Origin of the sequence: Caballeronia grimmiae (genome assembly GCF_022879615.1) — a bacterium.
Lineage (GTDB): Bacteria > Pseudomonadota > Gammaproteobacteria > Burkholderiales > Burkholderiaceae > Caballeronia > Caballeronia grimmiae.
The window spans coordinates 606,996-629,256 of record NZ_CP084271.1; the positions used below are offsets into that span (position 1 = coordinate 606,996).

Here is a 22,261-nt window from a genome sequence, read left to right on the forward strand (position 1 = left end):
GGCACAAAAATGCCGAAACGGAGCGTCGAAACCCGCGATTATAGCAAGCGAATACGAGATATGACAAGCGCGGGCTCTCTTCCAGCGAGCGTCTACGCCCGGCGACGGATTGGTGCAATCCGTCAAACTCGCGGACTTGCACGCCAGCGTTGCGGGAGAGGGTCATGCGTGGCCCGTATAATAAGCGCCCCATGAATCTATTCCGAGCCCTCCTGACGGTCAGCGGCTTCACGCTGCTGTCGCGCGTGACCGGCCTGATCCGCGAAACGCTGATCGCCCGTGCCTTCGGCGCCAGTCTCTACACCGACGCGTTCTACGTCGCTTTCCGTATTCCGAACCTGCTGCGGCGTCTGTCCGCGGAAGGCGCATTCGCGCAGGCGTTCGTGCCCATCCTCGCCGAGTTCAAGAACAGCAAGGGTCACGACCCGACCAAGGCGCTCGTCGACGCGATGTCGACCGTATTGACGTGGGGCCTCGTCGTGCTGTCGCTCGCCGGCATGGCGGGGGCGAGCTGGGTCGTGTTCGCGGTCGCGTCGGGGCTGAAACACGATGGCGGCGCGTATCCGCTCGCCGTCGAGATGACGCGCATCATGTTCCCGTACATCGTCTTCATCTCAATGACGACGCTTGCCTCCGGCGTGCTCAACACCTACAAGCAGTTCTCACTGCCGGCGTTCGCGCCAGTGTTGCTCAACGTGGCGTTCATCGTCGCGGCCGTGTTCGTCGCGCCGCACCTGAAGATTCCGGTCTACGCGCTCGCCTATGCGGTGATCGCGGGCGGCGTGCTGCAATTGCTCGTGCAAGTGCCGGGACTCAGGAAGATCGACATGACGCCGCACGTCGGCCTCAACTTCCGCCGCGCGCTGGCGCATCCGGGCGTGAAGCGCGTGCTCGCGAAGATGGTGCCCGCGACGTTCGCGGTATCGGTCGGTCAGCTGAGTCTCATCATCAACACGAATATCGCGTCGAATATCGGGCAGGGCGCGGTGTCGTGGATCAACTATGCCGACCGGCTGATGGAATTCCCGACTGCGCTGCTCGGCGCGGCGCTCGGCACCATCCTGTTGCCGAGTCTCTCGAAAGCGCACGTCGATGCCGACCCCGTCGAATATTCCGCACTGCTCGACTGGGGCTTGCGCATCACGTTCCTGCTCGCCGCGCCGAGCGCAGTCGCGCTGTTTTTCTTCGCGCAGCCGCTCACGGCGACGCTGTTCCATTACGGCAAGTTCGACGGTCATTCGGTCGTGATGGTCGGGCGCGCGCTGTCGGCGTACGGCATCGGGCTGATCGGCCTAATCCTGATCAAAATCCTCGCGCCCGGTTTCTATGCGAAGCAGGACATCAAGACGCCGGTGAAAATCGCGATCGGCGTGCTGATCATGACGCAGGTGAGCAATTACGTCTTCGTGCCGATCTTTTCGCACGCGGGGCTCACGCTGTCGATCGGTCTCGGCGCGCTCGCCAATGCGTTTCTCTTGTTCGTCGGCCTGCGCCGCCGCGACATCTACCGGCCGTCGCCGGGCTGGCTGCGCTTTTTCGTGCAGTTGACCGGCGCGTGCCTCGTACTCGCGGGGACGATGCATTGGGTGTCGCTCAACTTCGACTGGATCGGCATGCGCGCGACGCCCTTTGCACGAATCGTGCTGCTCGGAGCAAGCCTCGTTCTGTTCGCGGCGCTATATTTCGGTATTCTGACGGCGATGGGCTTCAAGTACGCCTACTTCAAGAGACGCACGCTTTGATGACGACGACGCGCATCCTCGACTATTTCTCCTCGCTGATGGCAGACGATGAAACTCTGCCGCTCACGGAGGCCGCTTTGTCGCTGGCGCAGGATGCGTATCCGGACCTCGACATGCAGGCGGTGCTCGCGGAGATGGACGAGCTTGTTCTGCGCGCCCGCCGCCGCATGCCCGAGGACGCCGATGTTCGTCAGAGAGTCGATGCCCTCAACCGTTATTTCTTCCGCGAGCTGGGCTTCTCCAGCAATCTCAACGATTACTACGATCCGGACAACAGCCACCTGAACGCGGTGCTGCGCCGTCGCCGGGGCATTCCGATTTCCCTCGCGGTGATCTATCTGGAAATGGCCGAGCAACTCGGCCTGCCGGTGCGCGGCGTGTCGTTTCCCGGCCATTTTCTGTTGCGCGTCACCACGCCGGAAGGCGACCTGATGCTCGATCCGACGACCGGGCAGACGCTTTCCGAAGCGCAGATGGTCGAGATGCTGGAGCCGTACGTGCAGCGCGCGGGCGAATCCATCGGCAGCGCGTTGCGCGTGCTGCTGCAGCCTGCGACTCGCCGCGAGATCGTCGCGCGGATGCTGCGCAATCTCAAGAGCATCTACTTGCAGACCGAGCGTTGGCAACGGCTTCTCGCCGTACAGCAGCGGCTCGTTATCGTGCTGCCGGGAAGCATCGAGGAAGTGCGCGACCGTGGTTTCGCGTACGCGCGGCTCGACTATCTGCGCCCGGCGCTGGAAGACCTCGAGCGCTATCTCGAAGAACGCCCGGATGCGCAAGACGCGACCGTCGTCGAATCGGAGTTGCACGAGCTTCGCCAGCGCGCGCAGCACGACGACGACTGAAGCCGCGTCGCATCACATCACATCGCGTTACTTCGGCTGCATCCGGATTGCCCCGTCCAGGCGGATGACTTCGCCGTTGAGCATCGGGTTATCGAAGATCTGTTTCACGAGCATCGCGTATTCGTCCGGCTTGCCGAGGCGCGGCGGGAACGGGACCATCGCGCCGAGCGCATCCTGCCGGTCCTGCGGCATGCCGAGCAGCATCGGCGTCTCGAAAATGCCCGGTGCAATGGTCATCACGCGGATGCCATCCCGCGACAGGTCACGCGCGACCGGCAGCGTCATGCCGACGACGCCGCTCTTCGATGCCGCATAGGCCGCCTGACCGATCTGTCCGTCGTACGCCGCCACCGACGCCGTGTTCACGATCACGCCGCGCTCGCCCGCGCCGTTCGGCTCGTTCTTCGACATGACGCTGGCCGCGAGCCGGATCATGTTGAAGGTGCCGATCAGGTTCACCGCAACGACCTTGCTGAAAAGGTCGAGCGGATGCGGTCCGTCGCGTCCGACCGTCTTCGATGCCGGCGCGATCCCCGCGCAGTTCACGAGTCCGCGCAGCGTGCCGAGCTTCGTCGCAGCATCGACGGCTTTCTGCGCATCGTTCTCCTGGCTCACGTCGCACTTCACGAATTCGCCGGACAGCTCGCGGGCGAGGGCGACGCCCGCGTCCTCGTTCATGTCGGCGAGCACGACCTTGCCGCCGTTCGCGACAACGAGCCGCGCGGTCGCCGCGCCAAGGCCCGACGCGCCGCCGGTGATCAGAACGACGTTGTCCTTCATCTCCATCTGTTGTCTCCGTTTTTGATCGAATTTGTGAGGCTTCGCATCGAGTGTAGCCAATCCGGGCGTAAAAAAACCCGCTCGTTTGGAGCGGGTTTCTTGTCCTGCGTGCGACGCTTTACTTCAGCGCATCGAATACGCGCGCGCGGATTTCATCGACGGAACCGAGGCCCGAAATGCGGCGATATTCCGGCGCCTTCAGCCCGTTCGACGGACCACTCTTCGCCCAGTCGTTGTAATAGGCGATCAGCGGCTTGGTCTGCGCTTCATACACGTCGAGACGCTTCTTCACCGTCTCTTCCTTGTCGTCCTCGCGCTGAATCAGCGGCTCGCCGGTGATGTCGTCCACCATGTCGTTCTTCGGCGGATTGAACTTGACGTGATACGTGCGGCCCGATGCCGAATGCACGCGGCGCCCGCTCATGCGAGTGATGATCTCGTCGAACGGGACGTCGATTTCAAGCACGTAGTCGATGACGACGCCCGCGCTTTTCATCGCTTCCGCCTGCGGAATGGTGCGCGGAAAGCCGTCGAACAGATAGCCGTTCGTGCAGTCACTTTCGAGCAGACGCTCCTTCACGAGATTGATGATGAGTTCGTCCGGCACCAGTTCGCCCGCGTCCATGAAGCGCTTGGCCTCGATGCCGAGCGGCGAGCCGGCCTTGACGGCCGCACGCAGCATGTCGCCGGTCGAGATCTGCGGGATGCCGAACTTTTCCTTGATGAAGTTTGCCTGGGTGCCCTTGCCCGCGCCGGGCGCGCCCAACAGGATCAAACGCATGGTGATATCTCCGAATCGTCTAGAAACCGCTCGGCGCGAGGGGATGACATCCGGTAGCGACGCTCGTGCGGCGTCGACGACAGGGCGGCGCGGCCGATTCGACAGGCGGCGCGGCACCCGCGGACAGCGGCGCAACGTTGAGCGTGGCGCTGACCGGGAGGCTCGCGCAATCGCTTGATTATGCCACGGCTCATTACGATCGCGGCCCTAATAGCGAGTATGGAAACAGCTATGACGCCCGTGGCGCGGGCGTTTGGCGGGGTTTACACCGGTTGCGCGACGCTTTCAGTTCGCCCCGGCAAAGAGCGCCTGCACGCGCGCGAGATCGGCGGGTGTATCGACGCCGGGCGGCGGTGCGTCATGCGTGACGCGGACCGCGATGCGTTCGCCGTGCCACAGCGCGCGCAATTGTTCGAGCGCTTCGGCTGCTTCAATGGGCGCTTGCGCGAGATTGGGGAAGCTGCGCAGAAACTTCGCGCGATACGCGTATAGGCCAATATGCCGCAGCACGTTTTCGGAAACGGCCGGTAGCGCGGTGAGTGCGGCGACGTCGGGCCACTTTGATTGCCACGCGTCGCGGGACCAGGGAATCGGTGCGCGCGAGAAGTAGAGCGCGACGCTGTTCGCATCAAGCACGACCTTGACGACGTTCGGATTGAACACGTCGGCGGGATCGTGGATACGATGCGCCGCCGTGGCGATCGCGCATTCGCGGTGCGCCGCCAGATGCGCGGCGACATCGCGCACGAGTTGCGGGTCGATGAGCGGTTCATCGCCCTGCACGTTGACGACGATCGCGTCGTCGTCCCAGTTCAGGCGCGTCGCGACTTCGGCGAGGCGGTCGGTGCCGGTCGGATGATCGGAGCGCGTCAGCATCACTTCGATACCGTGGTCGCGCGCCGCTTCGACCACGCGGTCGGAATCGGTCGCGACGAGCACCTGGCTCGCGCCGGCTTCGCGCGCACGCTCGGCGACGCGCACGACCATCGGCTTGCCGCCGAGATCGGCGAGCGGCTTGTTCGGCAGCCGCGTCGATGCGAGGCGCGCGGGAATGACAGCGATGAACGGCACGGACATGGCGATGACCCGGTTCCGCTTACGCGTCGCCGACCGGCTTCAGCGGCTCGACGGGCGTGCCTTCGACCGTCTGACGCGCTTCGTCGACGAGCATCACGGGAATGCCGTCGCGGATCGGATAAGCGAGCTTGTCCGCGTTGCAGACGAGTTCCTGCGCCGCGCGGTCGTAGTTGAGCGGACCTTTGCAGATCGGGCAGACGAGGATTTCAAGCAGACGTGCGTCCACGGAGTTTCTCCACAACGAGAGCGATGAGGCGAGGCCTGAGCACGGCCTGCACGGGAACGACCCAGATGCGCGCATCGCGCCAGGCCCCGAATTTTACTGCATCCTTCTCGGTGATCAGGATGGCGTCGGCCTCCACGGCGGCGAACGGATTCTCGCGATACGAGTAGTGATCCGGAAAGGCGCGCGTCGCCGGCGTGATGCCCGCCGCGCGCAGCGTCGCGAAGAATCGCTCGGGCGAGCCGATGCCGGCCGCCGCGACCACCTTCTCGCCCGCGAACGCGGCGAGCGGCCGGCGCATGGCGGGATCGTCGAGCAGCCAGGCGTCGCCCGATTCGAGTTCGAGCGCGAAGGTGTTCGGCCACGGCGGCAGCGTGCGGTCGTAGGGGCTGTTGATGAGCGTGGCGTCGCGATGGCGCGACATCGGCTCGCGCAACGGCCCGGCGGGCAGCAGGAAGCCATTGCCGCCGAGCCGGTCGTCGAACACGACGAGCTCGAACGCGCGGGCGAGGCGATAGTGCTGCAGGCCGTCGTCGCTGACGAGGACATCGACGTTCGGATGCGCCTGCAACAGCGCACGCGCCGCTGCGACGCGGTCCGGGCAGACGAACACCGGCGCGTGCGTGCGCCGTGCGATCAGAAGCGGTTCGTCGCCGACCTGCGCGGCGGCGCTCGACGGCGTGACGCTCGTCGCCTCCTTGATCTTCGCGCCGTATCCGCGCGAGACGACGCCCGGCTGGAAGCCCGCCGCCCGCAGCGCCTCGACGAGCGCGATCACGGTCGGCGTCTTGCCGGTCCCGCCGACGGTCACGTTGCCGACGACGACCACCGGCACGCCCACATCGACGCGCTTCATCCAGCCGAGTTCGTAGAACGCGCGGCGCGTCGCGGCGATTGCACCGAAGATGCAGGCAAAGGGCGTCAGCGCCCACGCGACGGGACCGCGCCGGCGCCACTCGCGGGCGAGAAAATTTTCGATCGGCGGCTTGAAGTCAGACATGAACCGCCCTTGCATGAGCATGCGGCAAAGACTTCGGATACGGCAGGGCGCGCAACGGCAACTCCTTCGATGTCGGTCTCTCGTTGAACGGTTCGACCGGCGCTGCCCGCCCAAAGGTCCAGCCAGGGGACGGCGCGCCGGTGCACGAACCCGGCACTCTAGCGCGCGAGCGGTCTGCGCGCCAGTCGCCGCGCGACGCAAGCGGTCTGTGGATAACTCTGTGAAGAACTTGCGCCGGAAAAGGCGCTAAACGGCTTCAAGCAAGAGTTGCTTCGGCGCAGAACATGGTCAGCGATATTTAACGCAGCAAATTCAACAGCTTGCGACGAACTCATCGGCCTCCCACGGCGGCGTCGATCGCGCTTCGGTAAGTCTTTCTGTGTGGACACTTGTTACACTGGCACGCATCCGGCCGCACGAAGACACTGCCTCGGCCCGCTTTCATCGACTCTCAGCCATGACTCCTGACTCTTTGCCGACGCCAGGCGGCGACGCCGTCATTCCCGTTTCCGTCCTCAATCGCGCGATCGGCACGATGCTCGAACGGTCGTTTCCGCTCGTGTGGGTATCGGGCGAAGTATCGAATTTCACGCGCGCGGCGAGCGGCCACTGGTATTTCTCGATCAAGGACGCCAATGCGCAGATGCGCTGTGTGATGTTCCGCAGCCGCGCGCAGTACGCCGAATTCACGCCGCGCGAAGGCGACAAGATCGAAGTCCGCGCCCTCGTGACGATGTACGAGCCACGCGGCGAGTTGCAACTGGGCGTCGAAGCGGTGCGCCGCACGGGCCAGGGCCGTCTGTACGAAGCGTTCCTGCGGCTCAAGGCCCAGTTGGAGAGCGAAGGACTCTTCGCCGCCGAGCGCAAGCGCAGTTTGCCGACGCATCCGCGCGGCATCGGCATCGTTACGTCGCTGCAGGCGGCGGCTTTGCGCGATGTGCTCACCACGCTCGCACGCCGCGCGCCGCATGTGCCGGTGATCGTCTATCCGGCGCCGGTGCAGGGCGCGGGCGCCGGCGCGAAGCTCGCCGCGATGGTCGAAGCCGCCAACGCGCGGCGCGAAGCGGATGCGCTCGACGTGCTGATCGTGTGCCGTGGCGGCGGGTCCATCGAAGATCTGTGGGGGTTCAACGAGGAAGTGCTCGCCCGGGCGATCGCCGCGAGCGAGCTCCCGGTGGTGAGCGGCGTCGGCCACGAGACCGATTTCACGATTGCCGATTTCGCCGCCGATGTCCGCGCGCCCACGCCGACCGGCGCAGCCGAACTCGTCAGTCCGCAGCGCGTGCTGCTGTTGCGCGAGCTGGATCATCGGCACGCGGCGCTGGCACGCGGCTTCGGCCGGTCGATGGAGCGCCGCGAGCAGCAACTCGACTGGCTCGCGCGCCGGCTCGTGAGTCCGGCGGAGCGGCTTGCACGGCAGCGCGTGCATCTGCGGCAACTGGCGAGCAGGCTCGCTGCGGCGGGCGGGCGGCCGGTGCGCGATGCGCGTGCCCGGTTCGCGCTCATGCAGTATCGATGGGCGCGCCGACGTCCGGATGTCGCCGCGCAAAGCGAGCACGTGCTGCGGCTGGCGGGGCGTCTCAGGAGCGCGAGCGAGCGTCGCCGCGAGCGTGAGAAGGCGTGTTTGTCGGAACTGTCGGCGCGCTTGCAGGTGCTCAGTCCGCAGCGCACGCTCGAGCGCGGCTATGCGGCATTGATCGACGCGCAAACGGGCCGCGCGCTGCGTGCGCCGAATGCGCTGAAGCCGAAGCGGCCACTTACGGTGCATCTCGCGGAAGGATCGGCGGATGTGTTGCTGGCCGATGTCCAGCCGCGCCTGCCGGACGAATTCTGAAGCGGACGCGGCGCATTTTTGACGTGTCGAGCGATGCGCCGGCACGTCGCCGCGAGCACTTTTTACGCCGCTTTTAGCGGTATGAAAGCGATCTTCCTCATAAAGGCTGGCGGTTTGCGGGGTTATCCCAACTCGCCTACAATCCATTGCTCCACTGCTTCACTCCTCACAGTCCCACAATTCACATAGAAAGGAAGCTCGCAATCATGGAACATACGCTCCCGCCGCTGCCGTTCGACAAGAACGCGCTCGCTCCGCACATGTCGGAAGAAACGCTCGAGTATCACTATGGCAAGCACCACCAGACCTATGTGACCAAGCTCAACGAGCTGATCAAGGGCACGGAATTCGAGAACCTGTCGCTCGAAGAGATCGTGAAGAAGTCGTCGGGCGGTGTGTTCAACAACTCGGCCCAAACGTGGAACCACACGTTCTTCTGGAACAGCCTGTCGCCGAACGGCGGCGGCGCGCCGAGCGGTGCGCTGGCTGACGCCATCAACGCAAAATACGGCTCGTTCGACAAGTTCAAGGAAGAGTTCGCGAAGGTCGCCGTGGGCACGTTCGGCTCGGGCTGGACCTGGCTCGTGAAGAAGACCGACGGTACGCTCGACATCGTCTCGACGAGCAACGCCGCCACGCCGCTGACCACCGACAGCAAGCCGCTGATGACGCTGGACGTGTGGGAACATGCGTACTACATCGACTATCGCAATGCGCGTCCGAAGTTCATCGAGGCTTTCTGGAACATCGTGAACTGGGACTTCGCCGCGAAGAATTTCGGCGCCTGAGTTCGCTGTAGCGTTGGTTCAAACCCGGCTTCGCGATGATGCCGGTTGAAGCGAAGAAGCCCTCTGCGCGAGGGCTTTTTTGCGCCCGTTCGGCGCGTGGCTCGCTTTTGCGAGACGATTAAAATACCGGTTTCATCGCAACACGATCGCATCATGAAACGCTTCGCAGCCTTATGCCTCACGGCCTGGTCGGCCGCCGCGCTGCTTTACTTCGGGCGGCATTCCGCCGCCTTCATCGTGCTGTCGGGCGTGCTCGTGCTGGCGGGCTTCGATCTGCTGCGGCCTGATTCGAACGAGAGCGCCTGAATTAGAGCTTCTTCGCAAGACAACGATCCGAACTTGCTTCGGACAGCTTGCGTTGAAAATCACCGCCGCCGCGGCGTCGATTCCCAGTTGATATCCACGCACAACACTTGCAAGCCAAACGGCGTCTGCGCGGCGATCGACGCCGTCACGCACAAGTGCGCTTCATTGATCGACAGATACGGCGCGGTCAGATGCACGCGCCCCGGCGCACGCAGCGCCTCGATGAAGTAGGGCCGGCGTTCCCAGCTCGCGCCTTCTGAATGCAGCAGCGGACTAAAGCGCTTCGCGCGCTGCGACGTGCGCACGACCGGCACGACGTTATCGCCGATCTGCCGTCCCGCGTGATCGAGCAGGAAGCAGCGCGCCGTATCGGCGAGTTGCAGCAGTTCACTCGTCGCGGAAGTCAGCGTTTCGCCTTCCATCAGCCTGACCGCCGCACGCTCGAGCCCGCTCACGTACGGCTCGAGACGCGTCGCTTGTGCGCGCTCGCGGGCCACGACGCGTTCGCGCGACGCCGCCGACAGCGCATCCATCGTGCTCGCCGCGACTTGCGGATGCACCGCGTCCACGCTCGGCTGCGCAAAGTACGCGCCCTGCACGAAATCGACGTTGCATTCGAGCGCGATCAACGCGTCGCGCTCGGTCGTGAGGCCGCCCATCAGCACGAGCTGCCCCGATTCATGCAGCAGCGACACGAGCCGCGGCAGCACGCGCTCGATATGCGAATGCTCGGTCGCTTGCTGAAGGATGCAGCGGTCGAGGGTCACGATGTCGGGCCGCAAATGCCATACGCGATCGATGTTCGAATGCTTGACGCCGAAGCCATCGAGCGCGATCAGGAAGCCGGACTTGCGCAGCGAATCGACGATCGCGGTGAAACGCGCCGTCTCGCCGCCGGCCTGTTCGGGCACTTCGAGCACGACGCGCTGCGGCGGCAAGCCGATGTCCTTCAGCGCGGCGAGAAGCGCGTCGCCGTAGCTCGTGTCCATCAGCGCGGCAGGATGAAGGCTCAGGAAAAGCCATTCGTCGTGGCTGTCGAACGCGTTGAAGTTGCCCAGATGGAGCGACTCGGCGAGCCGCCCGAGCTCGAGCAGATCGCCGCGCCGCGCGGCCTGTGTGAAAACCTCGTGCGACGGCACATGGCGATGCGTATCGTCGCGCGCGCGCAGCGACGCGTGATAGCCGATCGCCCGCCTGTGCGACACGGAGAACACCGGCTGAAACACGCTGAAGACCGTGTATTCACCGTACAGCACGGTGCGACGCGAGCCGTCGTCGCCGGCAACAGGGCGCGGCGGCTGGAAGCGGGGAGGGTCGATATCAACCATGCTCATGGTCTGGGCGCGCGGGAACCGGCTTATTGGGATAGAGGGAGTTTACAAGATCGGGCGTCCGACCGTTCGAGCAAAAATCATGCGAATGCACGGGGCGGTGCGTGGGGTGGACAAGCGATGAATCAAGCATCATGCGAGCGTCGCGTCGCGGTGCGAATGGCACCGGCGCGGTGCGGCGCGCACATCGGAATGGCGGATACACGCGAGGCTCCGTACGTCACGCGTTCAATTGGATTCCGACGGGTCCGGCTTCCTCGATGTCCCGCGCACTTCCGGCGCGAGTTGGCCGAAGATCCACGCGGTCGCCGCCGTGATCACGCCGACGCAAAGGAAGGTCGCGTGGAATGCGGGCAGCGAGTTCGTCTCCGTGACGCGCGGCAGAAGCCCGGTGAACGTCGACAGGATCGCGCCGGCGACGGTCACGCCGAGGCTCATCGACAGCATCTGCACGAGCGAAAACAGGCTGTTGCCGCTGCTCGCGCCGCCGGTGCCGAGGTCTTTGAGCGTCAGCGTGTTCATCGCGGTGAACTGCATCGAATTGACGGCGCCGAACACGGCCAGTTGCACGAGGCGCAGCCAAAGCGGCTGATGCGCGCTCGTCAGCGCGAAGCTCGCCATCATCAGGCCGACGAGCACCGTGTTCACCACCAGCACCGGCCGATAACCGTACCGTTCAATCAGCCGTGTCACGAGCCGCTTGCTCAGCATGCCGGCGGCAGCGACGGGCAGCATCATCATGCCGGCTTCGAATGCCGAATAGCCGAGGCTCACCTGCAGCAGCAGCGGAATCAGATAAGGCATCGCGCCGCTGCCGATGCGCGCGAAGAGATTGCCCAGCAAGCCGACGCTGAACGTGTGAATCTTGAAGAGATCGAGCGAGAAAATGGGCTGCGCGGCGCGCGTCGCGTGCAGTCCGTAGGCGATGAAGCAGCCGAAACTCAGAATCAGCAGCACGAGCACGATCGCGTGTTGCAGGCCGAGATCGGCGAGGCCGTCGAGCGAGATCGTCAGCGCGACCATGCCGACCGCGAGCAGCAGATAGCCCGCGAGATCGAAGCGCGGCGTCGCGGGATTGCGGCTGTCGGGCATATACAGATTCGTCGCGATGCAGCCGATAACGCCGACCGGCACGTTGATCAGAAAGATCCAGTGCCACGACGCAATCTGCACGAGCCAGCCGCCGAGCGTCGGTCCGATGAGCGGCCCGATCAGCCCCGGAATCGCGACGAACGCGAGCGCGGACAGATACCGTTCCGCCGGAAATACGCGCAGCACGGCGAGGCGTCCGACCGGCAGCAGCATCGCACCGCCGATGCCCTGCACGACGCGATACGCGACCAGCGCCTGCAGCGATTGCGCCTTCGCACACAACAACGAGCCGATGGTGAACACGAGAATCGCGCTGAAGAACACGCGCTTCGTGCCGAGCTTGTCCGCGAGCCAGCCGGATACGGGAATCATCATCGCCATGGTGAGCGAGTAGGCGATCACGACGCCCTGCATGCGCAGCGGCGCCTCGCCGAGACTTCTGGCCATCGCGGGCAGCGCGGTATTGACGATGGTCGAATCGAGCGTCTGCATGAAGAAGCCCGTCGCGACGAGCCACAGCATGATGGAGAGCGATCGGTCGTCGGGCTGCGCTGTGGCGGTATCGGTCATGAGCGGGGCGGCGTTATTTGCGCAGTTCGGCCACGAAGTCGTAATACTCGTTGCGACAGTAGGTATCGGTGAGCTCGATGGCGCGTTGATCGGCGGTATAGCCGACGCGCGTGATCAGCAAGAGCGCGTCGTGCGGCGCGATGCCCATTTGCTCAGCAATCTCCGGGCTCGCGTTCACGGCGCGGAAATGCTGGAGCGCGCGGACGATCGACAGGCCGTGTGCATCGAGATAACTGTAGAGCGAGTCGCCGATGGAAAGCGGATCGGGGACGAGCGAGGCGGGGAAGGTGGAGTTCTCGACGGCCATGACGGTGTCGTCGGCGAGACGCAGGCGCTTGAGGCGCGCGACGGCGGCGGCGGGCGACAGTCCAAGCTGAATGACCTCTTCGCGATTGGCCGGTTCGATGGTGCGCGAGAGCCACTTCGAACTTGGCTGGAAGCCGCGTCGCCGGAGCATCTCCGAGAAGCTCGACAGACGCGAGAGCGGGTCCTCGTAGCGTGGCCGGATGAAGCTGCCCGCACCCTGTTCGCGTCGGATGAGCCCTTGTTCGACGAGCAGCGCGATGGCCTTTCTCGACGTGATCCGCGATACCCCGAGCGCCTCGGACAGCACGCGTTCGGACGGCAACGCTTCGCCGGCATGCCAGCGGTTGTCGTGAATGGCGGTGGCGAGCTTGCGGGCGAGTTGGAGATAAAGCGGCGTGTCGCTGTCCGGGTCCGGGCGCAAGTCGCGCCAGCGGTCTTCCGAGGTCGAGTTCATAAATCGGACGCTGTGGGCTAAGCGGGGATTTTAAGACAAACGGTGGAGGCAAAGGGGCGGGCGTATGCGTCGTTTGTCGATGGATGCGTGGGGGAGACGCATCGGTGGGACAGGAGGCTGGCGCATCTTGCGATGCTTCAGCAAGTAGGTGACGCGACTGGAGAATCGAGACGCTCAGCGGAAGCCGACCGAATGTTCGTCAATGGAGGAAGACATCGCCGGTTGTTTCGATGCTGCCTGCAAGAAGTATCGTGATGAAGCCGATCTCATCACGCATGCGCCCGGCGTGATTTCGCGAGCGCGCGACAGCGGCATCAACGCGAGGTGTCCGCTAGAAAGACGCAGATGCCGTCAAGCCGTCGCCGCCCCGCCCACACCCCGTCCACCGCGCACGTAAAGCGCCACCGACAACGCCACCGCCGCCGCCGCTGCGACCGCCGCGAACAGAAACACCGATCCATACCCGAACTCACCTGCGACATACCCCGCGAGCGGCCCGGTCAATCCGAGCGACAAATCGAGGAACACGGAATACGCCGACAGCGCCGCGCCCCGGCTCGCGGGCGGCACGAGGCCAACTGCTTCCACGCCCAGCGCCGGGAATACGAGCGCGAAGCCGCATCCCGTCAACGCCGCCCCCGCGAGCGCAAACGTCGGGTCCCCCGAAAGCCACAGCATCAACAGCCCAGCGCACTCGAGCGCGAACGAGACGATCGCCACGCGGAATCCCCCGTAGGCCTTGATCGTGTTGGCGAACAAGAGCCGCGCGCCGACGAACGTCGTGCCGAACACCGTCAGCGACAGCGCCGCGTTCGGCCAGTGATGCGCCGCGTAGAACAGCGTGATGAAGGTCGCGATCGATCCGAAGCCCGCCGATCCCAGCGCAAGGCCGAATCCATACGGCAGCACGCGGAAGAACACGCTGCGATACGACATCCGTTCGCCATGCACGACCGGCACGCTCGCCATGCGCGTCGCGAGCCAGTAACCCAGCGCGCCGAGCGCGATCACGATCAGCGCGAGCGCGCCGAAGCCCAGCGAGTGATCGATGGCGACGCCGAGCGGCGCACCGATCGCCAGCGCGCCGTACGTGGCGATCCCGTTCCACGAGATCACCTTCGCGTTGTTCGCGACGCCCACGCGCCCGATGCCCCACGTAATCGATCCCGTTCCGACCCAGCTTTCCCCGAAGCCGAGCACGAGCCGCGCGATGACCAGCAGCACTAGGCTCACCGCATGCCATTGCGCCGCGAGCGCGGAGCCGAGCAGCAGCACGCCGCTTGCCGCGCACGCCGCCAGCCCGTAAAGCACGGTCTTCTTCGGCCCGAGCGTGTCGGCGGTGCGGCCTGCCAGCGGCCGCGAGACGAGCGTCGCGAAGTACTGGACGCTGATCGCCGCGCCGGCCATCACCGATCCATAGCCGAGGTCGGTATGCACGAAGCCGGGCAACACGGCGAGCGGGATGCCGATCGTCAGGTAGCAGAGGAACGTGTACAGCACGACCGAGACGATGCGAAGCGTCACAGCCAGATCGCTTTGCGGGGCGGCCGCAGTGCAGGAGTCGGAGGACATAGGGAAAGTGCGGGGTTGAATTCGGCGGGAAGGCGTGATTCTCCCATATGTTGCGGTGCAGCGTCGCGGCCGTTTTGTAACCGACTAGTCCAAATTGACGATGCGGTCGATCGTTCGCTTTCCGCCTCTCCCTTGCTGGAAAAGGCTTCCAGGACTTATCGCGACATCAATATGTCGTTCATGCAATGCCGGCTATGGGTCGCGGATTTTGGCAGTGATAGGTTTCGAACCATCGAGGCGGTAGGACCAGTCTGAAAATTGAGTCTACCGACCTCACCGCCACCGGCTGCGCACCCCGCGCAACCAGCAAGCCGCATCGAAGCCCCGCGAGACACGATTCCATGAGCGAGCCCATCCGTTTCTATCATCGCAACGCCATCCGCGAAATCAGCGGCGCGTCGACGACGCGCACCGTCCTGCAATACCTGCGCGACGACGCGCGCTGCACCGGCACGAAGGAAGGCTGCGCCGAAGGCGATTGCGGCGCGTGCACGGTCGTCGTCGGTGAGCCGGACGGCGCGGGCGGCGTCGCATTGAAGGCGGTGAACGCGTGCGTGCAGTTCCTGCCGACGCTGGATGGCCGCGCGCTCTTCACCGTCGAAGACCTGCGCCAGCCGGACGGCTCGCTGCATCCGGTGCAGCAGGCGCTCGTCGATTGCCACGGCTCGCAATGCGGCTTCTGCACGCCGGGCTTCGCCATGTCGATGTTCGCGCTCTATGAGAAGCACGGCCACGCGAGCGCGACTTGCGACCACAAGCCGCCGTCGCGCCAGGAAATCAGCGACGCGCTGACCGGCAATCTGTGCCGCTGCACTGGGTATCGCCCGATCATCGATGCCGCCGAGCGCATGTTCGATCACGCGCCGCTCGCGCCGCTCAACAAGGAATCGCTGGCAAAGACGCTCGCCACGCTTCAGCGCGACGACGCATTCCACTACGAGCACGCCGGCCGCGCGTTCGACGCCCCGCGCACCCTCGAAGCCCTCGCGAAGCTCAAGGCCGGGAAGCCGAACGCGCGCCTGCTCGCGGGCAGCACCGACGTCGGCCTGTGGGTGACGAAGCAATTGCGCGATCTCGGCGATGTGATCTACATCGGCCAGATCGAGGCGATGAAGCGCGTCGAGACGACGGATGAATGGATTGAAATCGGCGCGGGCGTGACGGTCGAGCGCGCGTATGCCGAACTGGTGAAGACGTATCCGGAACTCGAGGAAATGTGGCTGCGCTTCGCGTCGCTGCCGATTCGCAACGCGGGCACGCTCGGCGGCAATGTGGCGAACGGCTCGCCCATCGGCGATTCGATGCCCGGACTCATCGCGCTGAACGCGCGCGTCGTGCTGGCGAGCATCGACGGGACGCGCGAGATGCCGCTCGAAGACCTGTACATCGCCTATCAGAAGAAGGACATGGCCGAGCATGAATTCGTCGCCGCGATCCGGGTGCCGACGCGCACAGGCAAGCGTGCGGACCTGCGCTTTCGGACCTACAAGCTTTCGAAGCGCTTCGATTCCGACATCTCGGCCGTCTGCGCCGCGTTCGCCTATATCGCCGATGGCGATGTGATCCGCGAGCCGCGCATCGCGTTCGGCGGCATGGCGGCGACGCCGAAGCGCGCCGCGCGCACCGAAGCCGCGCTCGCCGATGTGCAATGGCACGAAGCGACCGCGCAAGCCGCGATGCGCGCGCTCGCCGACGACTACGCGCCGCTCACCGACATGCGCGCGTCGAGCGGCTATCGGCTCGATACGGCGAAGAGCCTGCTGTACCGCTTCTGGCTGGAGACGCGCCCGCACGATCCGCTCGCGAAATCGAAGCTGGATGTACGCGCGATCGAACTCGTCGAAGTGAAGTGAGGATATCGAAATGAATCAGCAAGCCGAAGCCTTTCTCGCCGAAGCGCAATCCGCCGCCGACGCCGCCGGCGATTTCAAGCAAGTCCACGTGTCGCGTCCGCACGAGTCGGCGCATTTGCATGTCAGCGGTCGCGCAAGCTATACCGACGACATCCCGCTCGTCGCGGGCACGTTGCACGCCGCGCTCGGCCTGAGCCCGAAGCCGCACGCGAAGATCGTTTCGATGAACCTCGACGCCGTGCGGGCGACGCCGGGCGTCGTCGCCGTCTTCACCGCCGACGATATCCCCGGCGTCAACGATTGCGGCCCGATCATCCATGACGATCCGATTCTTGCGCCGGGCGTCGTGCAATACGTCGGCCAGCCGATGTTCGTCGTCGTCGCGAATTCGCACGATACGGCGCGCCTCGCGGCGCGTCGCGCGGATATCGCGTTCGAGGACTTGCCCGCCGTGCTCACCGCCGAGGACGCGCGGCGCGCGCAATCGTACGTGCTCAATCCGCTGAAGCTCGCGCGCGGCGATGCGCGCGGCACGATGTCGAAAGCCACGCATCACGAACGCGGCGCGATGAAGCTCGGCGGACAGGAGCAGTTCTATCTCGAGGGGCAGATCGCGTACGCGGTGCCGAAGGACGACGACGGCATGCACGTCTATTGCTCGACGCAGCATCCGACGGAGATGCAGCATCTCGTCGCGCACGTGCTCGGCGTGCAGTCGCATAACGTGCTCGTCGAGTGCCGACGCATGGGCGGCGGCTTCGGCGGCAAGGAATCGCAGTCGGGGTTGTTCGCGTGCTGCGCGTCGCTGGCGGCGTGGAAGCTGTCGTGCCCGGTCAAACTGCGCCCCGATCGCGACGACGACATGATGATCACCGGCAAGCGCCACGACTTCGTGTACGACTTCGAGGTCGGCTATGACGATGACGGCGTGATCGAAGGCGTCGCCGTCGACATGACTTCGCGCTGCGGCTTCTCCGCCGATCTGTCGGGCCCGGTGATGACGCGCGCCGTCTGTCACTTCGACAACGCGTACTGGCTGCCTAACGTGGCGATCGAAGGATATTGCGGCAAGACGAACACGCAGTCGAACACCGCGTTTCGCGGCTTCGGCGGGCCGCAGGGCGCGTTCGGGATCGAGTACATCATCGACAACATTGCGCGTTCGGTTGGCCGCGATTCGCTCGATGTGCGCCTCGCCAATCTCTATGGCAAGACGGAGAACAATCGCACGCCGTATGGACAGACGGTCGAAGACAACGTGTTGCACGAACTCATCGGCGAGCTTGCGGCGACGAGCGAGTATCGACGCCGGCGCGAAGCCGTGCGCGAGTTCAACGCCAACAACGAGATTCTCAAAAAGGGCCTCGCGCTCACGCCGGTGAAGTTCGGCATCGCGTTCAACGTGACGCACTTCAATCAGGCCGGCGCGCTGGTGCATATCTATACCGATGGCTCGATCCTCGTGAATCACGGCGGCACGGAGATGGGGCAGGGCCTCAACACGAAGGTCGCGCAAGTGGTGGCGCATGAGCTGGGCATCGACTTCGGCCGCGTGCGCGTGACGGCGACCGATACGAGCAAGGTGGCGAATACGTCGGCGACGGCGGCATCGACGGGAACGGATCTCAACGGCAAGGCCGCGCAGGATGCGGCGCGTCAGTTGCGCGAGCGGCTTGCGTCGTTTGCAGCGGAGAAGTTCGGCGGCGGCGCGGTATCGGCGGCGGAGGTGCGCTTTGCGAACGATCGCGTAATCGTCGGCGATGACGCGATCCCGTTCGGCGAAGTCGTCGCCAAGGCGTATCTGGCGCGCGTGCAGTTGTGGTCCGATGGCTTCTACGCGACGCCCAAGCTGCACTGGGATCAGGCGACGATGCAGGGCCGCCCGTTCTTCTACTACTCGTATGGCGCGGCGGTGTCGGAAGTGGTGATCGACACGCTGACTGGCGAGATGCGCGTGCTGCGCGCGGATGCGTTGCACGACGTGGGGGCGTCGCTCAATCCGGCGCTGGACATCGGGCAAGTGGAGGGCGCGTTCGTGCAGGGCATGGGCTGGCTCACGACGGAGGAACTCTGGTGGAACGATAACGGCAAGCTGATGACGCACGCGCCGTCCACGTACAAGATTCCGACGGTGAACGACATGCCCGCCGACTTCCGCGTGTCGCTGTTCAACAACCGGAATGCGGAGGACAGCATTCATCGCTCGAAGGCGGTTGGCGAGCCGCCGCTTCTTCTGCCGTTTTCGGTGTTCTTTGCGATTCGCGATGCGGTCTCGGCGGTGGGCGATCACAAGGTGAATCCGCCGTTGAACGCGCCGGCCACCGCGGAGGAGATTCTTCGCGCGGTGAATGCGGTGAGGAGCGCGCGGTCATGATGCACGTCGTCTTGTTCGGCGCGGGCCACGTCGGCCATGCGCTTGCCAACGTGCTCGGGATGCTGCCGTGCGTCGTCCAATGGGTCGATGCGCGCGACGAGCTGTTCCCCGACGAGGTTCCTGCCAACGTGCAGATCGAAGCGACGGACGCGCCGGAGGCCATCGTCGACGAAGCGCCTGCCGGGGCGTATTTCATCGTGATGACGCACGATCATTCGCTCGACTTCGCGCTGACGCAGCGGATCATGCGGCGTCGGGACTTCGCTTACTTTGGGCTGATCGGATCGAAGACGAAGCGGGTGAAGTTCGAGCGGAGGCTAGTCGAACGTGGATTGGCGCCGGAGCGGTTGCAGGAGATGACGTGTCCGATCGGGGTCGAGGGAATCGCCGACAAAGCGCCGCCGTCGATCGCGCTGGCGGTGGCGGCGGAGGTGTTGCGGGTGCGGGAGGCTGTGCACGCATCAGTAACGATGCGCGCGGTCGCGTAGAAATTTGCGCTTTCGTCGAGCGATGTGGCCTCAAGCCACCGCACCCCCCACCCGATACCTCCCCGGCGCGACCCCATACACTTCCTTGAACCGCTTCGAAAAAGCCGCTTCCGACTGATACCCCACCTCAGCCGCGACATCCGCGATGCTCTTCGTCGTGCGCGCGAGCATCGTGCTTGCAAGCTGCATTCGCACATGACTCAGCAGCGCGAGCGGCGATGTATCCGAATGCGCCGAGAACGCGCGCATGAACGTGGCGCGTGACATCGCCGCTTCCTTCGCCAGCATCTCGACGGTCCACGGTTCTGCGGGGCGCTCGAGCATCGCAATCACCGATGCGCCCAATCGCCGGTTCGCCAGCAGCCCGAGCACGCCCGCGAGCGTCGGCTGCCCGGCGAGCCACGCGCGCAGAAGCATCGTGAAAAGCGCAGTGGAAAGCGCCGCCACGATCGACGGTGCGCCAAGCCCGGCTTCCTCCGCTTCGCGCCGCATCGCGCCGACGAGCGGCGCAAGATAAGGCGCGGAATCGCTCGTGAACGATACGTGCACGACATCGGGCAACACATCGATCAAGAGCGCGCGCGGCGCATACAGAAAGCGTCCGCATAGCAGATCCAGCGAAGCCGCCTGCTCGCCGCAATTGCTTCGCACGATGACCGCGCCGTTGTCGCGCGCCTGCATCGGGCCGGACCTGGCGTGCGCGTTTGCATCGATGGAAAGCACGTGGGCATCGCCGCGAGGCAGAAACAGGATATCGCCCGCCTCGAGCGCCACCGGCGCCTGACCCTCGCGCAACACCCGGCATGCGCCGCTCAACACCACGTGATAAACCGCTTCGCCAGCGGGCGCGGGCGCATGGTCGAGCTCCAACGGGCCGCTCAGCAGACAGCGCAAATCGAGCGCGCCCGAAAGATGCGCCAGTTGAATCAAACGGTCGAGAGCGTCCATATCGTCACAGCGATGTCATTTGGAATCCGCGCTCGCCCACTCCTCGGCGACGACGGCCTTCCTGTTCGTCAGCGAATCCGACACGCGCGACATTAACGCGCGCAGCCAGGCGATATCCGTCGATTCATCCGGCTGCGGCTGCGAAAGCTGATAACACTTGATGCGCGGAAACGGCACCGGCGAATCGAGCACGGCGAGCGGCAGCATCGCCGCATAATGCTGCGCGAACCGGCGCGGCGCGGTGAAGATCAGGTCCGACTGCAGCAGCACTTGCGGCACGAGCCCGAAGTACGGAATGGTCGTGACGATGCGACGCCGGATGCCCGCCCGCGCCAGCCCGATATCGATCGGATGACGCTTCGCGCCGCTATACGGCGTCGGCGCGAGATGCGCGGCGAGCGCATAACGTTCGACAGTCAGCGGCTCGCGCGCAAGCGGATGATTGGCGCGCATCAGGCAGACGAAGACATCAGCGAAAAGATCGTGGCGTTCGAAACGCGGTTCGGGCTTCGTCCAGTTCGCGACCATCAGGTCGATCTCGCCTTCGTCGAGCGCGCGCTCGTGATCGCGCATCGGGTTCAGCGATTCGATTTCCAGCCGCGCATTCGGCGCGGCCTCGCGGAACGCGGCGACGAGCGTCGGCATGAAGAAATCGTTCAGGTAATCCGGTGCGGCGATGCGAAAGGTGCGGCGGGAACTGGCGGCATCGAAATCGCCGTGCGGCGTCGCGACGAACTCGACCTCGCGCAACGCGCGCTGCGCCGGAGCGAGCAGCGTCTCGCCGTATTCGGTCGGCACCATGCCCTGCTTGCCGCGCACGAGGATCGGATCGCCCAGAATCTCGCGCAGGCGGCGCAGCGCGGTGCTGATCGCCGGCTGCGTCTGATTCAGCCGCTGCGCGGTTTGCGTGACGCTGCGCTCCAGCAGCAGCGTGCGCAACACGCGGATGAGCCAGATGTCGAGGGAATCGGCGGGATCGTTCATGGCTTGGGGCAAGAGACCGGAAGGCGCGGCGCGCGCATCGTCATCACGCGCGCCACGCCGCAACCGAAGTTAACCGCGTTCCGATTTTTGACGCCATAGCGCACGCCCTATGCGCGGCATCGGCCGATTGCGTCGCTCGGCGCGCCCTATGCCCCGATTTCGGCCGCGTTGCCGAAGTCCGCTTCCTTCGGCGCCATCGGCAGATTGCTGATGCGCTTCACTTCCGCGGCGTCGAGCCAGTTCGGCGAACGTGCGACGTACAGCACCATCGGCAAGGTGTCTTCGCCCCAGAAAATCTGATCGTTGACGATGAACGTCGGCACGCCGAACACGCCCATCGCGACGGCGCGGTCGTTGTTGTCGCGCAGCTTCGCCTTGAGGTCTTCATCGTCGATGCGCGATTCCGCCTCCGGCATGCCGACGTGCGCGCACAGCGCGTGAAAGCCTTCCGGCGTCGACGGATCGCGGCCTTCGCGCCAGATGAAGCGGAAGATGTTGCGCACGACGGTGATATCGCCTTCCGCGAGCACCGCGAGCCGCAGCGCCTTGGCCGAATCGAACGGATGCGCGGGCGGCATCCGGAACGGAATGCCCAGCTGTTCGGCGCGAAAGAGCGCGTGCCGGTACGTGAAGACGCGCTTCGACGGAATGGTTGCTGCGTGCGGCTGCTTCCAGCGGTCGAGCAGCGTGAGCAACTGCACGGGCACGAACTCGAACGGGATGTCGGGCCACTTCTCGTGTTGCTCGAGAAGCAAGTAAGAGAACGGCGAGATGAAATCGAAGAAAAAGTACGGCCGACCGTCAGTGGTCGAATGCGGGGCACTCATGTCGTTTCTCCTTGCTTTTTGCGCGCCTGGCGCTGGCCTCGTCACCTGTTGCCGCTCATCGCCGCTCATCGTCCGATCGTGCGGGT

Annotated in this window: 20 protein-coding genes; 8 read left to right on the top strand and 12 right to left on the bottom strand. The window is 64.9% G+C overall.

The window, feature by feature from the left end:
• Positions 1-191 precede the first annotated feature (191 nt).
• Together murJ and LDZ21_RS02980 are read left to right on the top strand one after the other, a co-directional pair.
• Positions 192-1,742 carry a murein biosynthesis integral membrane protein MurJ gene (gene murJ, locus LDZ21_RS02975; RefSeq protein ID WP_309774068.1) on the top strand — a complete coding sequence of 517 codons (1,551 nt, stop codon included), beginning with the start codon at positions 192-194 and terminating at the stop codon, positions 1,740-1,742.
• On the top strand, positions 1,742-2,587 hold the full coding sequence (locus LDZ21_RS02980; protein WP_244794162.1) for a SirB1 family protein: 846 nt from the start codon (positions 1,742-1,744) through the stop codon (positions 2,585-2,587). Before murJ ends, LDZ21_RS02980 begins: the two co-directional genes overlap by 1 nt.
• Before the next feature lie 27 nt (positions 2,588-2,614).
• Here LDZ21_RS02980 and LDZ21_RS02985 read toward each other — a convergent pair whose 3' ends face one another.
• The 5 genes from LDZ21_RS02985 to lpxK form a co-directional block, all read right to left on the bottom strand.
• Positions 2,615-3,373, bottom strand: a complete 759-nt coding sequence (locus LDZ21_RS02985) for a 3-hydroxyacyl-CoA dehydrogenase (protein ID WP_035967904.1) — start codon at positions 3,371-3,373, stop codon at positions 2,615-2,617.
• 112 nt (positions 3,374-3,485) lie between these two features.
• Entirely contained in the window at positions 3,486-4,148 is a 663-nt protein-coding gene (gene adk, locus LDZ21_RS02990; RefSeq protein WP_244794163.1) for an adenylate kinase, read from the bottom strand.
• Positions 4,149-4,433: 285 nt separating this feature from the next.
• The gene (kdsB, locus tag LDZ21_RS02995) at positions 4,434-5,225 is read right to left on the bottom strand and encodes a 3-deoxy-manno-octulosonate cytidylyltransferase (protein WP_244794164.1); all 792 of its coding nucleotides are present in this window, start codon (positions 5,223-5,225) and stop codon (positions 4,434-4,436) included.
• A 19-nt stretch (positions 5,226-5,244) separates the two neighbouring features.
• Positions 5,245-5,451 (bottom strand): Trm112 family protein, encoded by a 207-nt coding sequence (locus LDZ21_RS03000; RefSeq protein WP_035967908.1) that lies wholly within the window; start codon positions 5,449-5,451, stop codon positions 5,245-5,247.
• Positions 5,432-6,448, bottom strand: coding sequence for a tetraacyldisaccharide 4'-kinase (gene lpxK / locus LDZ21_RS03005; RefSeq protein WP_035967941.1), 1,017 nt, complete (start codon positions 6,446-6,448; stop codon positions 5,432-5,434). Before lpxK ends, LDZ21_RS03000 begins: the two co-directional genes overlap by 20 nt.
• Positions 6,449-6,905: 457 nt before the next feature.
• Between lpxK and xseA the strand changes: the two genes are divergently transcribed.
• The 3 genes from xseA (at position 6,906) to LDZ21_RS03020 (ending at position 9,376) form a co-directional block, all read left to right on the top strand.
• Positions 6,906-8,282: an exodeoxyribonuclease VII large subunit gene (gene xseA / locus LDZ21_RS03010; protein ID WP_244794165.1), complete on the top strand. Its 1,377-nt coding sequence runs from the start codon at positions 6,906-6,908 to the stop codon at positions 8,280-8,282.
• Between the two features lie 206 nt (positions 8,283-8,488).
• Entirely contained in the window at positions 8,489-9,070 is a 582-nt protein-coding gene (gene sodB / locus LDZ21_RS03015) for a superoxide dismutase [Fe] (protein WP_035967910.1), read from the top strand.
• A gap of 153 nt (positions 9,071-9,223) precedes the next feature.
• Entirely contained in the window at positions 9,224-9,376 is a 153-nt protein-coding gene (locus LDZ21_RS03020) for a hypothetical protein (RefSeq protein ID WP_035967911.1), read from the top strand.
• Between the two features lie 59 nt (positions 9,377-9,435).
• On the opposite strand, the gene LDZ21_RS03025 is transcribed toward LDZ21_RS03020, so the two are convergent.
• The 4 genes from LDZ21_RS03025 to LDZ21_RS03040 form a co-directional block, all read right to left on the bottom strand.
• Positions 9,436-10,710, bottom strand: a complete 1,275-nt coding sequence (locus tag LDZ21_RS03025; protein WP_244794166.1) for an EAL domain-containing protein — start codon at positions 10,708-10,710, stop codon at positions 9,436-9,438.
• 225 nt (positions 10,711-10,935) lie between these two features.
• Positions 10,936-12,369: a multidrug transporter subunit MdtD gene (gene mdtD, locus LDZ21_RS03030; protein ID WP_244794167.1), complete on the bottom strand. Its 1,434-nt coding sequence runs from the start codon at positions 12,367-12,369 to the stop codon at positions 10,936-10,938.
• A 13-nt stretch (positions 12,370-12,382) separates the two neighbouring features.
• The gene (locus tag LDZ21_RS03035; RefSeq protein WP_035967914.1) at positions 12,383-13,129 is read right to left on the bottom strand and encodes a GntR family transcriptional regulator; all 747 of its coding nucleotides are present in this window, start codon (positions 13,127-13,129) and stop codon (positions 12,383-12,385) included.
• A gap of 351 nt (positions 13,130-13,480) precedes the next feature.
• A complete protein-coding gene (locus LDZ21_RS03040) occupies positions 13,481-14,701 on the bottom strand; it encodes an MFS transporter (RefSeq protein WP_244794168.1) in 1,221 nt (406 codons plus the stop codon).
• 341 nt (positions 14,702-15,042) lie between these two features.
• On the opposite strand from LDZ21_RS03040, the gene xdhA reads away from it, so the two are divergent.
• Genes xdhA through xdhC form a run of 3 tightly spaced genes read left to right on the top strand, consistent with a single transcriptional unit; the run spans position 15,043 to position 19,416 of the window.
• Positions 15,043-16,554, top strand: coding sequence for a xanthine dehydrogenase small subunit (gene xdhA, locus LDZ21_RS03045; RefSeq protein WP_244794169.1), 1,512 nt, complete (start codon positions 15,043-15,045; stop codon positions 16,552-16,554).
• Positions 16,555-16,564: 10 nt separating this feature from the next.
• Positions 16,565-18,928 carry a xanthine dehydrogenase molybdopterin binding subunit gene (gene xdhB, locus LDZ21_RS03050; RefSeq protein ID WP_244794170.1) on the top strand — a complete coding sequence of 788 codons (2,364 nt, stop codon included), beginning with the start codon at positions 16,565-16,567 and terminating at the stop codon, positions 18,926-18,928.
• Positions 18,925-19,416, top strand: a complete 492-nt coding sequence (gene xdhC, locus LDZ21_RS03055) for a xanthine dehydrogenase accessory protein XdhC (RefSeq protein WP_244794171.1) — start codon at positions 18,925-18,927, stop codon at positions 19,414-19,416. The genes xdhB and xdhC overlap by 4 nt, the downstream gene beginning before the upstream one ends.
• Before the next feature lie 30 nt (positions 19,417-19,446).
• On the opposite strand, the gene LDZ21_RS03060 is transcribed toward xdhC, so the two are convergent.
• The 3 genes from LDZ21_RS03060 to LDZ21_RS03070 all read right to left on the bottom strand — a co-directional run bounded on the left by LDZ21_RS03060 (position 19,447) and on the right by LDZ21_RS03070 (position 22,175).
• The gene (locus tag LDZ21_RS03060; RefSeq protein WP_244794172.1) at positions 19,447-20,364 is read right to left on the bottom strand and encodes an AraC family transcriptional regulator; all 918 of its coding nucleotides are present in this window, start codon (positions 20,362-20,364) and stop codon (positions 19,447-19,449) included.
• Positions 20,365-20,379: 15 nt separating this feature from the next.
• The gene (locus tag LDZ21_RS03065; RefSeq protein ID WP_244794173.1) at positions 20,380-21,348 is read right to left on the bottom strand and encodes a LysR family transcriptional regulator; all 969 of its coding nucleotides are present in this window, start codon (positions 21,346-21,348) and stop codon (positions 20,380-20,382) included.
• 146 nt (positions 21,349-21,494) lie between these two features.
• A complete protein-coding gene (locus LDZ21_RS03070; RefSeq protein WP_244794174.1) occupies positions 21,495-22,175 on the bottom strand; it encodes a 2-hydroxychromene-2-carboxylate isomerase in 681 nt (226 codons plus the stop codon).
• Between the last annotated feature and the right edge of the window lie 86 nt (positions 22,176-22,261).

Coding starts and splice junctions, on each gene's coding strand:
- LDZ21_RS03060 (WP_244794172.1), bottom strand. CDS start 20,364: ATGGACGCTCTCGACCGTTTGATTCAACTGGCGCATCTTTCGGGCGCG.
- LDZ21_RS03035 (WP_035967914.1), bottom strand. CDS start 13,129: ATGAACTCGACCTCGGAAGACCGCTGGCGCGACTTGCGCCCGGACCCG.
- lpxK (WP_035967941.1), bottom strand. CDS start 6,448: ATGTCTGACTTCAAGCCGCCGATCGAAAATTTTCTCGCCCGCGAGTGG.
- LDZ21_RS02980 (WP_244794162.1), top strand. CDS start 1,742: ATGACGACGACGCGCATCCTCGACTATTTCTCCTCGCTGATGGCAGAC.
- LDZ21_RS03020 (WP_035967911.1), top strand. CDS start 9,224: ATGAAACGCTTCGCAGCCTTATGCCTCACGGCCTGGTCGGCCGCCGCG.
- kdsB (WP_244794164.1), bottom strand. CDS start 5,225: ATGTCCGTGCCGTTCATCGCTGTCATTCCCGCGCGCCTCGCATCGACG.
- sodB (WP_035967910.1), top strand. CDS start 8,489: ATGGAACATACGCTCCCGCCGCTGCCGTTCGACAAGAACGCGCTCGCT.
- mdtD (WP_244794167.1), bottom strand. CDS start 12,369: ATGACCGATACCGCCACAGCGCAGCCCGACGACCGATCGCTCTCCATC.
- LDZ21_RS03025 (WP_244794166.1), bottom strand. CDS start 10,710: ATGAGCATGGTTGATATCGACCCTCCCCGCTTCCAGCCGCCGCGCCCT.
- xseA (WP_244794165.1), top strand. CDS start 6,906: ATGACTCCTGACTCTTTGCCGACGCCAGGCGGCGACGCCGTCATTCCC.
- xdhA (WP_244794169.1), top strand. CDS start 15,043: ATGAGCGAGCCCATCCGTTTCTATCATCGCAACGCCATCCGCGAAATC.
- LDZ21_RS03065 (WP_244794173.1), bottom strand. CDS start 21,348: ATGAACGATCCCGCCGATTCCCTCGACATCTGGCTCATCCGCGTGTTG.
- LDZ21_RS03070 (WP_244794174.1), bottom strand. CDS start 22,175: ATGAGTGCCCCGCATTCGACCACTGACGGTCGGCCGTACTTTTTCTTC.
- LDZ21_RS03040 (WP_244794168.1), bottom strand. CDS start 14,701: ATGTCCTCCGACTCCTGCACTGCGGCCGCCCCGCAAAGCGATCTGGCT.
- xdhC (WP_244794171.1), top strand. CDS start 18,925: ATGATGCACGTCGTCTTGTTCGGCGCGGGCCACGTCGGCCATGCGCTT.
- xdhB (WP_244794170.1), top strand. CDS start 16,565: ATGAATCAGCAAGCCGAAGCCTTTCTCGCCGAAGCGCAATCCGCCGCC.
- adk (WP_244794163.1), bottom strand. CDS start 4,148: ATGCGTTTGATCCTGTTGGGCGCGCCCGGCGCGGGCAAGGGCACCCAG.
- LDZ21_RS02985 (WP_035967904.1), bottom strand. CDS start 3,373: ATGGAGATGAAGGACAACGTCGTTCTGATCACCGGCGGCGCGTCGGGC.
- murJ (WP_309774068.1), top strand. CDS start 192: ATGAATCTATTCCGAGCCCTCCTGACGGTCAGCGGCTTCACGCTGCTG.